General features: G+C 68.1%; 13 protein-coding genes. 10 read left to right on the top strand and 3 right to left on the bottom strand.

Annotated elements, in window-relative coordinates; genetic code table 11:
- Positions 1-100: 100 nt before the first annotated feature.
- From FBY21_RS09575 to htpG, 4 genes are all read left to right on the top strand, one after another.
- Complete coding sequence (locus FBY21_RS09575) at positions 101-565, top strand: PaaI family thioesterase (RefSeq protein ID WP_044407910.1); 465 nt, start codon at positions 101-103, stop codon at positions 563-565.
- Positions 562-1,005 (top strand): PaaI family thioesterase, encoded by a 444-nt coding sequence (locus FBY21_RS09570; RefSeq protein ID WP_044407907.1) that lies wholly within the window; start codon positions 562-564, stop codon positions 1,003-1,005. Before FBY21_RS09575 ends, FBY21_RS09570 begins: the two co-directional genes overlap by 4 nt.
- A gap of 48 nt (positions 1,006-1,053) precedes the next feature.
- Positions 1,054-2,295 carry an MFS transporter gene (locus FBY21_RS09565; RefSeq protein ID WP_142010635.1) on the top strand — a complete coding sequence of 414 codons (1,242 nt, stop codon included), beginning with the start codon at positions 1,054-1,056 and terminating at the stop codon, positions 2,293-2,295.
- A 157-nt stretch (positions 2,296-2,452) separates the two neighbouring features.
- A complete protein-coding gene (htpG, locus tag FBY21_RS09560) occupies positions 2,453-4,357 on the top strand; it encodes a molecular chaperone HtpG (RefSeq protein ID WP_142010632.1) in 1,905 nt (634 codons plus the stop codon).
- 68 nt (positions 4,358-4,425) lie between these two features.
- Here htpG and FBY21_RS09555 read toward each other — a convergent pair whose 3' ends face one another.
- Together FBY21_RS09555 and FBY21_RS09550 are read right to left on the bottom strand one after the other, a co-directional pair.
- Positions 4,426-5,013, bottom strand: coding sequence for a hypothetical protein (locus FBY21_RS09555; RefSeq protein WP_142010630.1), 588 nt, complete (start codon positions 5,011-5,013; stop codon positions 4,426-4,428).
- On the bottom strand, positions 5,010-5,612 hold the full coding sequence (locus FBY21_RS09550) for a hypothetical protein (protein ID WP_142010628.1): 603 nt from the start codon (positions 5,610-5,612) through the stop codon (positions 5,010-5,012). The genes FBY21_RS09555 and FBY21_RS09550 overlap by 4 nt, the downstream gene beginning before the upstream one ends.
- Positions 5,613-5,872: 260 nt before the next feature.
- On the opposite strand from FBY21_RS09550, the gene FBY21_RS09545 reads away from it, so the two are divergent.
- The 3 genes from FBY21_RS09545 (at position 5,873) to FBY21_RS09535 (ending at position 11,446) form a co-directional block, all read left to right on the top strand.
- Positions 5,873-6,598: a dienelactone hydrolase family protein gene (locus FBY21_RS09545; protein ID WP_142010626.1), complete on the top strand. Its 726-nt coding sequence runs from the start codon at positions 5,873-5,875 to the stop codon at positions 6,596-6,598.
- 145 nt (positions 6,599-6,743) lie between these two features.
- On the top strand, positions 6,744-10,442 hold the full coding sequence (locus FBY21_RS09540) for a PAS domain S-box protein (RefSeq protein WP_142010623.1): 3,699 nt from the start codon (positions 6,744-6,746) through the stop codon (positions 10,440-10,442).
- Entirely contained in the window at positions 10,439-11,446 is a 1,008-nt protein-coding gene (locus tag FBY21_RS09535; protein WP_142010621.1) for a two-component system response regulator, read from the top strand. Before FBY21_RS09540 ends, FBY21_RS09535 begins: the two co-directional genes overlap by 4 nt.
- Before the next feature lie 34 nt (positions 11,447-11,480).
- On the opposite strand, the gene panB is transcribed toward FBY21_RS09535, so the two are convergent.
- On the bottom strand, positions 11,481-12,311 hold the full coding sequence (panB, locus tag FBY21_RS09530; RefSeq protein ID WP_142010619.1) for a 3-methyl-2-oxobutanoate hydroxymethyltransferase: 831 nt from the start codon (positions 12,309-12,311) through the stop codon (positions 11,481-11,483).
- 84 nt (positions 12,312-12,395) lie between these two features.
- On the opposite strand from panB, the gene FBY21_RS09525 reads away from it, so the two are divergent.
- From FBY21_RS09525 to FBY21_RS09515, 3 genes are all read left to right on the top strand, one after another.
- On the top strand, positions 12,396-13,199 hold the full coding sequence (locus tag FBY21_RS09525; protein ID WP_142010617.1) for an AraC family transcriptional regulator: 804 nt from the start codon (positions 12,396-12,398) through the stop codon (positions 13,197-13,199).
- Positions 13,200-13,410: 211 nt separating this feature from the next.
- A complete protein-coding gene (locus FBY21_RS09520; RefSeq protein ID WP_142010616.1) occupies positions 13,411-14,865 on the top strand; it encodes an APC family permease in 1,455 nt (484 codons plus the stop codon).
- 66 nt (positions 14,866-14,931) lie between these two features.
- A complete protein-coding gene (locus tag FBY21_RS09515; RefSeq protein ID WP_142010613.1) occupies positions 14,932-16,353 on the top strand; it encodes an aldehyde dehydrogenase family protein in 1,422 nt (473 codons plus the stop codon).

The following is a 16,353-nucleotide window of genomic DNA, read 5'->3' as shown; positions in this document are numbered from 1 at the left end:
CGAACCCCATGGTCGGCCGGAAGTTCAGTCGGGCCTGCCCGGCGGTTGGCCGGCGGCGGTATCATGCGCGCCTTACCGCCAACGCCATGGGAAGTACCGGATGAGCGAAAACCCGATCTTCGACAACGCCCAGCGATTCCTCGCTGTGCTGCGTCACTGCCAGGTCCTCGGGATGCGCGTGCACAGCGCCGACCGCCAGGGCCTGACCCTCTGCCTGCCGTACAGCGAGCAGATCATCGGCAACCCGGAGACCGGCGTGATCCATGGCGGCGCCATCACCACATTGATGGACACCACCTGCGGCATTTCCACCGTGTGCGTGCTGCCGTCCTTCGAGATCTGCCCGACCCTGGACCTGCGCATCGACTACATGCACCCGGCCGAGCCGAACAAGGACGTCTATGGGTTCGCCGAGTGCTACCGCGTCACCCCGAACGTGATCTTCACCCGTGGCTACGCCTACCAGGACGACCCCGAGCAGCCCATCGCCCACGTGGTCGGCGCCTTCATGCGCATGGGCAAGGCCATCGGCGGGAAGACCGGGAAATCCGGAGGTGCGGCATGAGCCTGGACCTGAGCGCCCTGGTGCGCGAAGCCCACGAGAAGAACGACTACGACGCCCTGGTGCGTGCCATTCCCTATGCGCGCCTGCTGGGCATCGAATGCCTGCGCTTGGGCGACGACATGGTCTTCCGCCTGCCCGCCAGCAAGGACAGCATCGGCAACCCGACCTTGCCGGCGATCCACGGCGGGGTGATCGCGGGGTTCATGGAACACGCCGCGATGCTGCACCTGCTGACCTTCATGGGCACGCCACATTTGCCCAAAATCATCGACTTCTCGATAGATTACCTGCGCGCCGGGCACTATCGTGACACCTACGCCCACTGCCAGGTCTGGCGACAGGGGCGGCGCGTCGCCAACGTCGCCATCACCGCCTGGCAAACCACTCAGACCGAGCCCATCGCCACCGCTCGAGCCCACTTCAAGGTCGACGAACCCTGACCCGTGGCCGGGCGCGATGCGCCCGGTCCATGCAACAAGGAATCCTGGATGGATGCGCTCCTGATCCTCGGCGGCCTGCTGTCGATCCTCTTCAGCCTGGTCTGGCTGGTCATGCTGGCTTTCGGTACCAGCCTGCTGTGGGGCTTCGGCAGCCTGCTGCTGCCGCCGATCACCCTGGCCTACATCGCGGCGCACTGGCGCACCGCGCGCAAGGCCGTGATGCTCCTCGCGCTGGGCATCATCCCGCTGGTGGTGGGCCTGACCATGCTGGCCTACCGCGACCCCGAGCGCCTGCACGCGCTGCTCAGCCTCGACTGGGCCAAGCCGGAGAAGCAGGCCCCGGGCGAACTGGCCATCCACCTGCGGGGCGAGCTCAACGGCGAGCCTTTCCTGCCTCAACAGGCCGAGCTGATCGACGGCGTGCTGAGCCTGCGCGAAGGGCAGGACTTCTTCGCACGGCGCGAGGTGAGCATCCGCCTGCCCAGCCAGCCCGAAGGCGACGTGCGCCTGGACATCCTCCCGGAAGACCCGGGCAGCAAGCCCGAAGTGGAGATCAGCTGGCTGCTCCCCGAGCAGGAGCTGCCGGAGGCCCGCCGCCTGAGCAAGGGCTACACCCTGCACCTGGACCTCAAGCGCACCGGCCCCAACACGCTGGCCGGCGGCTTCCACCTGGTGCTGCCGCCGCAACTGCGCACCACCCTGAGCGGCGACCTGGAGCTGTTCACCGACCGCCTGCGCTACGCCAACGGCCAGGTCGATCTGCGCCACGACTCCCAGGACACCCTCGCCTACGTCGCCCGTGACTACCTGCAGCGTCGTTTCGCCACCCGCGAGGTGCAGGTCACTCACCTGCCCCCGGTGAGCCTGCCGGCCCGCGACCTGGACCTGGACGTGGAGGCCCGCATCGACGGCGTGGCCCAGCGCCTGCCGCTGCAGTTCTTCAAGAGCGACCTGCGTGGCTGGGGCATCCGTGGCGATGCCTTCCCGCCGCTGCCAGCCGTGGAGGCCAAGCCCGCCACCGCCGAGGCCGAGCCCGAAGAGGCGCGCCCCAGCCGTCCGGTGGACCGCCGCCAGCGCTTCTCCCTGGAGCGCCTGCTGACCAACCCCAACCGCTACCAGAACCTCACCGTACGGGTGCAGACCGCCCGAGGCAGCCAGGTGGAAGGGCGTTTCACCGGGATCAACCCCGATGGCCAGGTGGTGATCCAGCGCAACGTCTCCGGCGCCGGTTCCGCCAGCTTCGTGCTGCGTCCCGAGGAAATCGCCCGGATCGAATTGCTGGAGCCCTGAGCCCGCTTCCACCCCGCCAGGCGTGCGCTCCCGCGCATCCTGGCGACGCCGCTCGTAGCGTCGTGTGAAAAAAGCCCTTGAAATTCCACAGCATGGCCCCATCTCGGCTGACATCCGCCGCCCCTGCGGCTTCAACCGTCCTTGGAGCTAGATGACCATGAGTGTGGAAACTCAAAAAGAAACCCTGGGCTTCCAGACCGAGGTGAAGCAACTGCTTCACCTGATGATCCATTCCCTCTATTCGAACAAGGAAATCTTCCTCCGCGAGCTGATTTCCAACGCCTCCGACGCCGCCGACAAGCTGCGTTTCGAAGCCCTGGCCAAGCCCGAGCTGCTCGAAGGCGGTGCCGAGCTGAAGATCCGCGTGAGCTTCGACAAGGACGCCAAGACCGTCACCCTCGAAGACAACGGCATCGGCATGAGCCGCGATGAAGTCATCGCCCACCTCGGCACCATCGCCAAGTCCGGTACGGCCGACTTCCTGAAGAACCTGTCGGGCGACCAGAAGAAGGATTCGCACCTGATCGGCCAGTTCGGCGTGGGCTTCTACTCCGCCTTCATCGTCGCCGACAAGGTGGACGTGTTCACCCGTCGTGCCGGCCTCTCCGCCGCCGATGGCGTGCACTGGTCCTCCCGCGGCGAGGGCGAGTTCGACATCGCCAACGTCGAGAAGGCCGAGCGCGGCACCCGCATCGTCCTGCACCTGAAGGCCGGCGAGGAAGAGTTCGCCGATGGCTGGCGCCTGCGCAACGTCATCAAGAAGTACTCCGACCACATCGCCCTGCCCATCGAACTGCCGAAGGAGCACCACGGCGAAGAGAAGGACAAACCGGCCGAGCCGGAGTGGGAAACCGTCAACCGTGCCAGCGCCCTGTGGACCCGTCCGCGCACCGAGGTGAAGGACGAGGAGTACCAGGAGTTCTACAAGCACATCGCCCATGACTTCGAGAACCCGCTGTCCTGGAGCCACAACAAGGTCGAGGGCAAGCTGGAGTACACCTCGCTGCTCTACGTACCGGGCCGCGCACCGTTCGACCTGTACCACCGCGAAGCGCCGAAGGGCCTCAAGCTCTACGTCCAGCGCGTGTTCATCATGGACCAGGCCGAGCAGTTCCTGCCGCTGTACCTGCGCTTCATCAAGGGCGTGGTGGACTCCAACGACCTGTCCCTGAACGTCTCCCGCGAGATCCTTCAGAACGGCCCGGTGATCGACTCCATGAAGTCGGCACTGACCAAGCGCGTGCTGGACATGCTGGAGAAACTGGCCAAGAACGAACCCGAGCAATACAAGGGCTTCTGGAAGAACTTCGGCCAGGTCCTCAAGGAAGGCCCGGCGGAAGACTTCGCCAACAAGGAGAAGATTGCCGGCCTGCTGCGCTTCGCCTCCACCCACGACGAGAGCGGCGAGCAGAGCGTCGGCCTGGCCGACTACCTCGGCCGCCTGAAGGACGGCCAGGACAAGGTCTACTACCTCACCGGCGAGTCCTACGCCCAGGTGAAGAACAGCCCGCACCTGGAAGTCTTCCGCAAGAAAGGCATCGAAGTGCTGCTGCTCACCGACCGTATCGACGAGTGGCTGATGAGCTACCTCACCGAGTTCGACGGCAAGCAGTTCGTCGACGTCGCCCGTGGCGACCTGGACCTCGGCAAGCTGGACTCGGAAGAGGACAAGAAGGCCCAGGAAGAAGTCGCCAAGGCCAAGGAAGGGCTGGTGGAGCGCCTGAAGGGCGCGCTGGGTGAGCAGGTGGCCGAGGTGCGTGTCTCCCACCGCCTGACCGACTCCCCGGCGATCCTCGCCATCGGCGAACAGGACCTGGGCCTGCAGATGCGCCAGATCCTCGAAGCCAGCGGGCAGAAGGTGCCGGACTCCAAGCCCATCTTCGAGTTCAACCCCAGCCACCCGCTGATCGAGAAGCTGGACAACGAGCAGGATGAAGAGCGCTTCGGCGAGCTGTCCCACATCCTCTTCGACCAGGCCGCCCTGGCCGCCGGCGACAGCTTGAAGGACCCGGCCGCCTACGTGCGCCGCCTGAACAAGCTGCTGGTGGAACTCTCCGCCTGAGTCGAACGGTCGTAACCGCTGCCATGAAAAAGCCCGCGTCAGCGGGCTTTTTCATGGGGCATTGGCGATCAGAAGATGCCTTTCTTGCTGGCCTCCAGGATCGTGGCCTTGTTGTTGTCGTAGTGAACCTGGTTGATTTTGGTGAAGGGGTTGGCCACGAAGGCGCCCGGAAGCAGGAGGATCTGGATCCAGGTGCGGACGCCATCCTCCTTGGTCAGCGTGGCCAGCACCTGCCCGTTGCGATCGCGGTAGATGGTTTCGGTGATCACGCGGTCTTCACCGGTTGCCGGGATGACGCCGAGTGTGAAGCCGCTGATGAACGCCAGCGCCATGCTCCCGTGGCCATCGTTGGTCACCTTGACCTCCGCCGTGATGTCGGCATCGCCAAAGCCTTCGTTGACCGACGAGAACAGGTTCGACTCCTGGTAGGCCTTGCCAACGATGTCGGACCACGACTTGACCACGGCCGGTGCAGCCGTGCTGTCCGCATCGTTCATCTTCATCCGGCCTTCCACGACATAACGCAGCGAAGGCTTCTGTTCCTTGGCTGCCGGCCAGGCGCCCAGGTCAGCGGTTTCGCCGGAGCGGACGCCCGCGCAACCGGTGAGCAGGGCCAGGCCCAGGAAGAGGGCGGAGATTCGCAGGAGACGGGTCATTTCGTGTGTTTCCCAAGGTCGGATTGATACTGGTTGAGCAGGTCGTCGAGCGCACTGCGGCGCTCCGGGCTGCCGTTGACGGTGCCCATCGAGTAGAGCGAGACGCTGTGTTCGGCGTGCTGGCGGGTCTGGTAGCTGTAGAGCAGCTTGCCCTGCGCATCGCTGACCTGGAGGCGGCCGCTGACGTTGGACTCGTCGATGTGGGTCGTGCCGCCGAACCAGATGTAGCCGGTCAGGGTCACGATGGCGAAGGGGAAGTAGCCGCCATAGGGCCGACGGTGGACGTTGTAGGTGTCGAAGCTGAACGAGAGCACCTGGTCATCGGCCGCGACGGTCTGGCCGGGCATGCGCACATTGCTGAACCGATTGCTCGCCTTGAGGTAGTTACCCAGGCTGAGGGTCATGCCGGTGGACTGGGTCTTTCCGGCATTCCAGTTGACGAAGGTCTTGTCGGTGACCTCCACGCTGGCCAGGGCGACGCTTTGCTGGCTGGTGGTGGCGGTCTTGTCGGGAGTGGGGAAATCCGTGCCCTGGGGCACGGTAGCGCACCCCGTCAGCATGGACAGGGCGAGAAGGACAGCGGCGAAAGGCCCCTTCATGTCACGCTCCTTGTGAGGGAAATGGTCGAGTGTTCTTGGCGCCGGAAAAACGGCGGCGGAATGATGCCGATATGATGGCGCGCTCGCAATGGGGCGCGGTGAATCCGTGCAGCGAAACGCGAAACCCTGCACGAATGGCCGGCGGAGCCTGTCCAAACGGTCGCATGCGCTCGGTGCGCGGTGGCGCTAAGCTCCACTGCCGGCCGATGAGGCCCCGCCGAGTGGCTGCCCAATCCCATCCGTCCCGAGAGAGGTGATCCATGACCCAGATCCGCGCCCATGCCATCCGTTATGAACTCGACGGGCAGGCCTTCGAAGGCCAACTGGTCTACGACCCCAGCGTGCAGGACCCGCGCCCCGGGCTGGTGATGGCGCCCAACTGGTTCGGCATCACCGAGACCGCCGTGGAAACGGCGCGCCAGGTGGCCGAGGAGCGGCGTGTGGTGCTGGTGGCGGACCTCTATGGCGCCGAGGTGCGGCCGAAGGATGCCGAGGCAGCGGCTGCCGCCATGCAGCCGCTGAAGGAGGATCGCGCCTTGCTGCGTCGCCGCATGCAGGCTGCGCTGCAGGCCCTGCTGGAGCAACACGCGGTGGCCATCGACCCCCGGCGTCTTGCGGCCTTTGGCTTCTGCTTCGGCGGCACCTGCGCGCTGGAGCTGGGCCGAGCCGGGGCCGAGCTCAAGGCCTTCGTCTCCTTCCATGGCGCGCTGGACACCCCCGACCCCACCGACGCCCGCCACATCAAGGGCGCCGTGCTGGTGCTGGACGGCGCCTCCGACCCGCTGGTGCCGCGCACGCAACTGCCGGCCTTCGCCGAGGAAATGAGCGCCGCCGGGGTCGACTGGCAACTGCTCAGTTACGGCGGAGCGGTGCATTCCTTCACCGATCCCGAGGCGAATCGCCCCGGCGTCGCGCAGTACAACCCCAAGGTGGCGCGACGGGCCTTCGCCGCCATGGACGCGTTGCTGGACGAAGTCTTCCTGTAGCGGCCAGCCGGCGCTTGGCAAGGGGGCGGGATGATGGCATTTTGCCGGAGCCCCGCCCCCTGATTTCCGCCCATCGGCATTTGACCGGATGGGCAAGAGGGCATTGACTCCAGACACGCCAGTCGCTGCCCTCGAGACCCACCCGATGTTCGAGTTCTCCCGGTTCTTCTTCGACAACGACCAGCCCACGCTGCTGGTCTTCGGCAGTCACAATCCCTGGCTGGTGCTGCTGTCGGTCTGCATCGCCATCTTCACCTCCGCCATGGCCCTGCAACTGGCCGGCATGGCCCGTCTCAGCCGCGTCCCGCTGTACCGCCAACTGGCCATCGGCACCGGTGCCGTGGCCCTGGGTGGCGGCGTCTGGGCCATGCACTTCATCGGCATGCTGGCCTTCCAGCTGTGCGCCGCCGTGCGCTACGACCCTGGCCTGACCGTACTCTCCATGCTGCCCAGCCTGTTCGCCTCCTGGATCGCGCTCAACCTGCTGTCGCGCCGCCGGGTGTCGCCGGTGCAGTTCGTCATGGGTGGCGTGCTGGTGGGGGCGGGGATCGGCGCCATGCACTACAGCGGCATGGCCGCCATGCAGCTGGCGCCGCTGCTGCGCTACGACCCGCTGATGTTCGGGCTGTCGATCCTGGTCGCCGTGGTGCTGGCGATCATCGCCCTGTGGGTGCGTTTCGGCCTGCGGGGACGCGTCAGCGGGGTGCGCGCCATCCTGCTCAGCGGCACGGTGATGGGGCTGGCCATCAGCGGCATGCACTACACCGGCATGGCGGCGGCGCGTTTCACCGGCATCGAGGAATTCAGCATGCCGCAGCCGGTGGTGGGCGCGGCCTACCTGGCGATGGCGGTGGCCATGGCCACCGTGGCCCTGAGCCTGCTGGTGGCGGCGGTCAACGGCCTGTTGCGCTACCGCGAGCTGTTCCGCGAACTGGAGGCCGGCCGCGACCACCTCAACTCGCTGCTGGATGCCGCCTTCGAGGTGATTTTCACCATCGACCACCAGGGCGTCATCCGCTCCGTCAACAATGCCGTCTCCGGCCTGTATGGCTGGCAACCCGAGGAGCTGATCGGGCGCCACATGAGCCTGCTGATGCCCGAGCGGCATTCCCGGCAGTTCACCGAGGCGCTGGAGCAGTACCGGCTGACCGGGATGTCCCGTCTTTCCGGCAGCGAGCTGGAGGTGTCGGGCATCGGCCGCGATGGGCGGGAGATTCCCGTGCGGGTCAGCCTGGGCGTGACCCAGCGCGACGGCAACCCCTGGTTCGTGGTGTTCGTCGCCGACATCAGCGAGCGCAAGGCCATGGAGCAGGCCCTGCGTGACAGCGAGCAGCAGTACCGTTCGCTGATCCGCAACATCCCCGGCGTGTCCTTCCGCTGCCTGATGGACGAGCGCTGCAGCACCCGCTTCGTCAGCGACGCGGTGCGCCGCGTCACCGGCTGGCCGGCGGAGTCCTTCATGAGTGGCGAGCGTTCGCTGATCGAGCTGTGCCACCCGGATGACCGCGAGCGGGTGCTGGACGAGGTCAACGACGCCGCCCGCCTGGGGCGCAGCTACGTGGTGGAGTACCGCCTGTTCGACCGCGATGGCCACGAGCACTGGGTGTGGGAGAGCGGCAGCGTCGACGTCGATGCCCAGGGCGTGCCGCGCTGGGTGGACGGCGTGATGCTGGACCAGACCGAGACCAAGCTGCGCAACGCCGAATACGAGGGCAAGGTGACCGCCATCAGCAAGGCCATGGCACTGATCGAGTTCGACCTCACCGGCCACGTGCTGGAGGTGAACGAGAACTTCCTCGACCTGTTCGGCTACACCCGCGAGGAGCTGATCGGCCAGCACCACCGCATCTTCTGCGACGCCGACCTGGTGGCCAGCGAGCGCTACCGCCTGTTCTGGGAAGACCTGCGCGAGGGCCATTTCCGCTCCGGGGAGTACCGCCGGCTCGGCAAGGACGGGCGCGATGTGTGGATCCAGGCCACCTACAACCCGATCCTCGATGCCGACGGCCGCCCCTTCAAGATCCTCAAGCTGGCCACCGACCTGACCCCACGGCGGATGATGGAGCAGGACCTGCGCAACGCCCGCGACCGCGCCGAGCAGGCCGCCGCCGCCCGCAGCAGCTTCCTGGCCAACATGAGCCACGAGATCCGCACGCCGATGAACGCCATCATCGGCTTCACCGAACTGCTGCTGGACACGCCCCTGGGCGAAACCCAGCGCCGCCACCTGCGCACCGTGCAGCACTCCTCGCGCTCCCTGCTGGGCTTGCTCAACGACATCCTAGACACCGCCAAGCTCGACCGGGGCGCCATCGAGCTGGAGGACATCGACTTCTCCCTGCGCGAACTCTGCGAGCAGGTCTGCGACTCCCAGCGCCTGGGCGCCGAGCGCAAGGGCCTGAGCCTGGAGCTGGACTACGCCGAGCACCTGGGCGACTACTTCCGCGGCGACCCGCTGCGCCTGCAGCAGGTGGTCACCAACCTGCTGGGCAACGCCGTCAAGTTCACCGAGCGCGGCCGCGTGCGCCTGGTGGTGGACGGCGCCCCCGGCGCCCTGCGCCTGGCCATCCACGACACCGGCATCGGCATCGCCGCCGACCGCCTGGAGAAGATCTTCGACCCCTTCGCCCAGGCCGACGCCTCCATGAGCCGGCGTTTTGGCGGCACCGGGCTGGGCACCACCATCTCCCGCCAACTGGTGGAACTGATGGGCGGACGCATCCGCGTCGAGAGCCGGGAAGGCGAGGGCAGCGTATTCACCGTCGAGGTGCCGCTGGCCGCCGGTGAGCGCGCCCATGTCAATGCGCTGCGCCAGAGCGCGCCCACCTTGCCGCCGCTGCGCATCCTGGCAGCGGACGACGTGGCACAGAACCTGGAGCTGCTCACCCTCAACCTCGAACGCCTGGGGCACCGCGTGCACGGCGTGGAAGACGGCGCGGCCGCAGTCGCCGCCTTTGGCGAGCAGGCCTTCGATCTGGTCCTGATGGACGTGCAGATGCCCGGCATGGACGGCCTGGAAGCCAGCTGTGCGATCCGCCAGCGCGAGCAGGCCGAAGGCCGGCGCCCGGTGCCGATCATCGCCCTGACCGCCAGCGTGCTCGACCGTGACCGGCAGAACGCGCTGGACGCCGGCATGAACGGCTTTGCCGGCAAGCCCCTGGACATGGCCGAGCTGCTGCACGAGATGGCCCGGCTGCTGGGCGTGGAGCCGGGCCGTGATACCGACCCGGCAGCGGCCCAGGCGCCGGCGGACCCGGATGCGCTGTTCGACTGGGTCCGGGGCCAGCAGTTGTGGGGCGGCGCCGTGCAGATGGCCGCCGCCATCGTGCGCTTCCTCGACGAGCAGGAGCGGCTCCTCGGCCACCTGCGCGAGGCTGTCCGGCAGGGCGATTTCAGCGACGTGGTGGCCAACGCCCACCGCCTGCGCGGCGCCGCCGCCAACCTCGGGCTGGACGAGATGGCCGCCTGCGCCGCCGAGCTGGAGCATGCCGGCAGCGGCGGCCAGCCGCAGGCCCTGGAGACGCTGCTGCAGCAACTGGCGGCTATCATGATCCGGGTCCGCGCCGCGGTCCCGGTGTTCCCGGCGGAGGCCGAGGTGGCGTCCGCGCCGGTCCCGCGGGAGGCCCTGCTGGAGGCCAGTCGCCGTCTGGCCGCCGAGCTGGCCCGTGGCGGGCTGGACGACGAGGCCCTCGCCCTGTTGCGCCAGGGGCTGGAGGGGCAGGCCGCCCAGGCACGCCTGCACGCGCTGCAACATGCCATTGACGATTTCGACTTCGACCAGGCCCTCCAGCAGCTCACCGAGCTGCAGGCCTGGCTGGAGACAGGAGAGCTATCCCCATCATGAGCCCGACTTCGCCGGACCCGCGCCAGTGCCTGCTGCTGGTGGACGACGAACCCACCAACCTGCAGGTGCTGCGCCACATCCTCCAGGACGACTACCGCCTGCTGTTCGCCAAGGACGGGCCCAAGGCCCTGGAACTGGCCGGCCGCGAGCGGCCCGCCCTGGTCCTGCTGGACGTGATGATGCCGGGCATGACCGGCCATGAGGTGTGCCAGCAGCTCAAGAACGACCCGGCCACCCGCGAGATCCCGGTGATCTTCGTCACCGCCCTGGCCGATACCGAGGATGAGGCCAAGGGCTTCGAGGTCGGCGCCGTCGACTACATCACCAAGCCGGTCAGCCCGGCCATCGTCAAGGCGCGGGTGCGCACCCACCTGTCCCTGGTGCGCATGGACGAGCTCAAGCGCACCCGCCTGGAGATCGTCCAGCGGCTCGGCCTCGCCGCCGAATACAAGGACAACGAGACCGGCCTGCACGTCATCCGCATGAGCCATTACTCGCGCATCCTCGCCCGCGCCCTGGGCTGGAGCGAGGCCGACTGCGACGACCTGCTCAACGCCGCACCGATGCACGACGTGGGCAAGATCGGCATCCCCGATGCCGTGCTGCGCAAGCCCGGCAAGCTGGATGCGGACGAGTGGGCGGTGATGCGCCAGCACGTCAGCATCGGCGCCAAGATCATCGGCGAGCATCCCTCCGGGTTGCTGCGCATAGCCCAGCGCATCGCCCTGACCCACCACGAGAAGTGGGACGGCAGCGGCTACCCCAACGGCCTGGCGGGTGAAGACATCCCCATCGAGGGCCGCATCGTCGCCATTGCCGACGTGTTCGACGCCCTCACCAGCGAGCGTCCCTACAAGCAGGCCTGGCCGGTGGAGGAGGCGGTGGCCTTCCTCCGCGAGCAGAGCGGCCAGCACTTCGACCCGGACCTGGTGGAGCTGTTCATCCAGCAACTGCCCGCCGTGCTGGAGGTCAAGGCGCGCTGGGCCGAAGGGCGCACGGCGTAACCGCGCCCCAGGGTGGGCCGGGCGGCGCTCGGCTTCAGCGCACCGCCGTCTTCACGCCAAAACAATGCCCCAGCTCGGGGAAGCGCCCCTGGCGCACGTCCTCGGCATAGGCCGCCAGGGCCTGCTCGATGCTCGGCGCCAGCGCCGCATAGCGCTTGACGAAGCGCGGCAGGTAGTCGCTGAACAGGCCCAGCGCATCCTCGGTCACCAGCACCTGGCCGTCGCAGGCCGGTGACGCGCCGATGCCGATGGTGGGGATCGCCAGTTCCTCGCTCAGGTGCCGGGCCAGCGGCTCGGCGATGCCCTCCAGCACCACCGCGAAGGCACCGGCTGCCTGCATCGCCAGGGCATCGCGGCGCACCCGCTCGGCGCCGACTGCCTCCAGCCCCTGGGCCTTGAAGCCGCCCAGCACGTTCACCTGCTGCGGCATCAGCCCCACGTGGGCCAGCACCGGCACGCCGCGCGCCACCAGGAAGGCCACGGTTTCGGCCAGCGCCTCGCCGGCTTCCAGCTTCACCGCGGCCGCCCCGGTTTCCCGCAGCACCCGCGCCGCAGCGTGGAAGGCCTGCTCCGGGCTGGCCTGGTAGCTGCCGAAGGGCAGGTCGACCGCCACGCAGGCCCGTTCCGAACCGCGCATCACCGCCTGGCCGTGGGCGATCATCATCTCCAGGCTCACCCCCAGCGTGCTGGGCAGCCCGTAGAGCACCATGCCCAGCGAGTCGCCGACGATGATCAGGTCCGCCTGGGCGTCCACCCAGCGCGCCATCGGCGTGCTGTAGGCGGTCAGCGACACGATGCTGCCGGGGCCCTTGCGCCGGGCGAGTTCGGGGACGCTGATGCGGGAAACGCGGGTGTGGCTGCTCATGACGGACTCCGGGGGAGGGCAATGGAAACGCGAGGCAGGCTACCATCGGCCTTTCGCTTCCCACTTGAGCAGAAGAGACAGCCCATGCCGCATCGGGGACAAGATGCCGTGATCCCGCCGATACCCACCTGCGCGCGCCTGCCGCGCCCGGTGTACCCGCGCATGTTCGACATTCCTGGGGGCCACCCCATCGCCCTGCACAGCCACCCCTGGGTGCAGTTCACCTACGCCCGCTCCGGGCTCATGCAGGTGCTGACCGAAGACCACAGCTACCTGGTGCCGCCACAGTGCGCCCTGTGGGTCCCGCCGGGCCTGGCCCACACCGCCTCCAGCGAAGGCACCCTGGAATTCCGCAGCCTCTACCTGGACGCCAGCATTCTCGATGGCTTCCAGCGGCCCTGTGCCGTGCTGCAGGTCACCCCGTTGCTGCGGGAGCTGATGGAGCGCGCCGCCTGCTTCACCCCGGACTACCCCGAGGACGGCGTCGAAGCGCGCCTGCTGCGGGTGCTGGTGGACGAGATCCGCGCCTTGCCCGAGGCGCCCTTCAAGCTGCCGCTGCCCACCGACCCGCGCCTCAGGCGCATCACCGACAGCCTGCGCGCCGACCCCGGCGACGGGCGTGGCATCGAGGCCTGGGCCCAGGAGGTGGGCGCCACCCGCCGCACCCTCGCACGGCTGTTCCAGGCCCAGACGCGACTCTCCTTCAGCGAGTGGCGGCAACGCCTGCGCCTGCTCGCCGCGCTGCCACGCCTGGCCGAAGGCGTCAGCGTCACCGCGCTGGCGGGCGAGCTCGGCTACGACTCCACCTCCGCCTTCATCGCCCTGTTCCAGCGCCACTACGGCTGCACCCCGGGTGCCTGGGCCAAGCGCCTGGGCGGGGCCGCCTGACCGATGCGGGCGGCGGCCCAACCGGCGCGCCTCCCTCTGCCTGACCTGACCGTCGCCCCGGGGGCGAGGGTGACCGATGCTGCCGATTTGGGTTAACGCGCCCGGGGGGATCTCCCTAGGATCGAACCTGCCTGTGATTGCACAACAACAAGCTCCATCCGGTTCCCGGGCGAACCTCACATCGGCTGCCTCATACAACAAGGTCAAGAAAATGAGCGTATCTATGTCGGTCAACGGCTCCTCATCCAACGAGCTGAGGCGCGGCGCACTGGGCGTCGGCTTCATCATCTTCTTCGTGGTCTCCGCCGCCAGCCCGCTGAGCGTCATCGCCGGCGGCTTCCCCATCGGCATCATGCTGGGCAACGGCCCGGGCACACCGGCGCTGCTGGTCCTGGCGCTGCTGGTGCTGCTGGCGTTCTCGGTCGGCTACACCACCATGTCCCGCCATGTGACCAACGCCGGCGGCTTCTACGCCTTCTCCTCGCGGGGGCTTGGCGGGCTGGCAGGCGGTGCCGCCGGTGTCCTCGCCATGTGCGCCTACAACATCCTCCAGGTGGGGCTCTACGGCATGTTCGGCGGCGTCGCGGCCGGCACCCTGTCCAGCGTCTTCGGGCTGGACCTGCCCTGGTGGGCGTACTCGCTGCTGGCCATGCTGAGCATCGCGATCCTCGGCTACCGCAACATCGACCTCTCGGCACGGCTGCTGTCGGTCATCGTCATCGCCGAGTACCTGGCGATCCTCACCCTCGACGTGGCGATCCTGCGCAGCGGCGGCGACAGCGGCATCAACTTCGCCTCCTTCGAGCCGACCCACGTCCTCAGCGGCGCGCCCGCCATCGGCCTGCTGTTCTGCTTCGCCGCCTTCATCGGCTTCGAGGCCACCACCATCTACGGCGAAGAGGCCAAGGACCCGCAGCGCACCATCCCCATCGCCACCTACGCCTCGGTCCTGCTGATCGGCTGCTTCTACGCGCTGTCCATCTGGTCCCTGGTGATCGGCGTCGGGGTCGACAAGATCGTCCCGACCCTGCTGGCCCTGCCGGACCCGACCACCTTCATCTACGGCATGTCCGACCACTTCGTCGGGCCGGGCCTGACCTCGCTGATCCGCGTGCTGTTCATGGTCAGCATCTATGCCGGCCTGCTGGCCTTCCACAACGCCGCCGCCCGCTACTTCTACGCCATCGGCCGCGACGGCCTGCTGCCGCGCCAGCTCGGCACCACCCACCGGCTGCACCAGAGCCCGCACATGGGGTCGGCCCTGCAGAGCCTGATCGCGGCGGTGGTGGTGCTGGCCTTCGCCGCCCTGGGGGCCGATCCGATCCTGCAGCTGTTCGCCTGGTTCTCCAGCCTCGCCACCCTCTGCCTGGTGCTGCTGATGGCACTGACCTCGGCGGCGGTGCTGGTGTATTTCAGTCGCCACCCCGAGCTGCGCCTGGGCATCCTGCGCAGCCGCATCCTCCCGGGCTTCTCCTGCATCGCCCTGCTGGGTGTGCTGGGCATCGCGGTGCTGCACTTCGACGTGCTCACCGGCTCCAGCAAGCTCCTGTCCTACGGCCTGTGCGCGGTGATCCCGGTGGCGCTGCTGCTCGGCGTCGCCATGGCGGCGCGGCTGCGCAAGCTCTCCCCCGAGCGATTCCACGCCCTGGGCAGCCACAAGCTGTAGCGGCGCCTTTCCCAACGCAAACCCTGTAGCCGCCGGCCAAGCGGTGGCACGTGAAGGAAGACGGTCATGCACGACTATCGAATGCTCATCGACGGCGCCTGGGTAGCAGGCGAAAACGGTCACTTCGAGGTGATCAACCCCGCCAGCGGACGTGCCTTCGCGCAGTGTCCCGCCGGCTCCCTGGAGCAGGTCGACCAGGCCGTACACGCGGCCCAGGTGGCCTTCCGCCAATGGCGGCTGAGCAGCCACGCCACCCGCTGCACGGCCCTGCAGCGCATCGCCGACGACATCGAGACCGAAGCCGAGGCCCTGGCCACCCTGGTGGTGCAGGAGCAGGGCAAGCCCTTCGCCCTGGCGATGTCGGAGATCATGGGCGGCGCCGCCTGGACCCGCTACAGCGCCGAGAGCGAGATCCCTGTGCGGCTGGTGGAGGACACCCCGACCCAGCGCATCGTACTGCACCACAAGCCGCTGGGCGTGGTGGCCTCCATCACCCCCTGGAACTGGCCGTTCATGATCGCCGTGTGGCACATCATGCCCGCCCTGCGCGCCGGCAACTGCGTGGTCAGCAAACCCTCCAGCCTCACGCCCCTGAGCACCCTCAAGCTGGTGGAGATCATCGCCCGCCACGTGCCCCGGGGCGTGATCAACATCGTCACCGGCGAGCGCGGCTTCGGCGGTGCCATCGCCAGCCACCCGGGCATCCGCAAGATCGTCTTCACCGGCTCCACCGCCACCGGCCAGAGCGTGATGCGTGCCGCCGCCGGCAACCTCAAGCGGCTGACCCTGGAACTGGGCGGCAACGATGCCGGCATCGTCCTGCCCGGCACGCCGGTGGAGCAGGTGGCCGAGGCCATCTTCCAGGCCGCCTTCCTCAACATGGGGCAGACCTGCGCCGCGCTGAAGCGCCTCTACATCCATGAGTCCCAGTACCAGGCATTCTCCCAGGCCCTGGTCGAACTGGCCGGGCGCCAGGTGATCGGCGACGGCCTGGAAGCCGATGTCACCTTCGGCCCGGTGCAGAACGCCGAGCAGCTGGCGCTGGTGGAGAACCTGGTGGCCGATGCCCAGGCTCGGGGCGGCCGCGTGCTGTGTGGCGGCGCGCGGCTGGACCGGGAGGGCTTCTTCTACCCGCCGACCCTGGTTGCCGACGTCACCGATGGCCAGCGCCTGGTGGACGAGGAGCAGTTCGGCCCCGTGCTGCCGCTGATCGCCTACCGCGATGTCGAGGACGTCCTGGCCCGCGCCAACGCCAGTGACATGGGCCTGGGCGGCTCCGTCTGGGGCGCCGATGCCGGCGAGGCCCAGGCACTCGCCCAGCGCCTGGAAAGCGGCGTGGCCTGGGTCAACTGCCACGCCCAGATCCAGCCCAACACCCCCTTCGGCGGCTGCAAGCTTTCCGGCTTCGGCGTCGAGTTCGGATTGGAGGGCCTGCTGGAGTTCACCACCCAGCAGTTGCTCTACGTACGCAAGCAAGAAGGCCAGTGA

The sequence above is a fragment of the Pseudomonas sp. SLBN-26 genome (genome assembly GCF_006715895.1).
GTDB lineage: Bacteria > Pseudomonadota > Gammaproteobacteria > Pseudomonadales > Pseudomonadaceae > Metapseudomonas > Metapseudomonas otitidis.
Note: the sequence above shows the minus strand (reverse complement) of the source record. Positions and strands in the feature narration are given on the sequence as shown.

Excerpts from the sequence above, each read along its gene's own strand:
- FBY21_RS09540 (WP_142010623.1), top strand. The coding sequence starts at position 6,744 with ATGTTCGAGTTCTCCCGGTTCTTCTTCGACAACGACCAGCCCACGCTG.
- FBY21_RS09575 (WP_044407910.1), top strand. The coding sequence starts at position 101 with ATGAGCGAAAACCCGATCTTCGACAACGCCCAGCGATTCCTCGCTGTG.
- FBY21_RS09535 (WP_142010621.1), top strand. The coding sequence starts at position 10,439 with ATGAGCCCGACTTCGCCGGACCCGCGCCAGTGCCTGCTGCTGGTGGAC.
- FBY21_RS09520 (WP_142010616.1), top strand. The coding sequence starts at position 13,411 with ATGAGCGTATCTATGTCGGTCAACGGCTCCTCATCCAACGAGCTGAGG.
- FBY21_RS09515 (WP_142010613.1), top strand. The coding sequence starts at position 14,932 with ATGCACGACTATCGAATGCTCATCGACGGCGCCTGGGTAGCAGGCGAA.
- panB (WP_142010619.1), bottom strand. The coding sequence starts at position 12,311 with ATGAGCAGCCACACCCGCGTTTCCCGCATCAGCGTCCCCGAACTCGCC.
- htpG (WP_142010632.1), top strand. The coding sequence starts at position 2,453 with ATGAGTGTGGAAACTCAAAAAGAAACCCTGGGCTTCCAGACCGAGGTG.
- FBY21_RS09545 (WP_142010626.1), top strand. The coding sequence starts at position 5,873 with ATGACCCAGATCCGCGCCCATGCCATCCGTTATGAACTCGACGGGCAG.
- FBY21_RS09525 (WP_142010617.1), top strand. The coding sequence starts at position 12,396 with ATGCCGCATCGGGGACAAGATGCCGTGATCCCGCCGATACCCACCTGC.
- FBY21_RS09570 (WP_044407907.1), top strand. The coding sequence starts at position 562 with ATGAGCCTGGACCTGAGCGCCCTGGTGCGCGAAGCCCACGAGAAGAAC.
- FBY21_RS09550 (WP_142010628.1), bottom strand. The coding sequence starts at position 5,612 with ATGAAGGGGCCTTTCGCCGCTGTCCTTCTCGCCCTGTCCATGCTGACG.
- FBY21_RS09555 (WP_142010630.1), bottom strand. The coding sequence starts at position 5,013 with ATGACCCGTCTCCTGCGAATCTCCGCCCTCTTCCTGGGCCTGGCCCTG.
- FBY21_RS09565 (WP_142010635.1), top strand. The coding sequence starts at position 1,054 with ATGGATGCGCTCCTGATCCTCGGCGGCCTGCTGTCGATCCTCTTCAGC.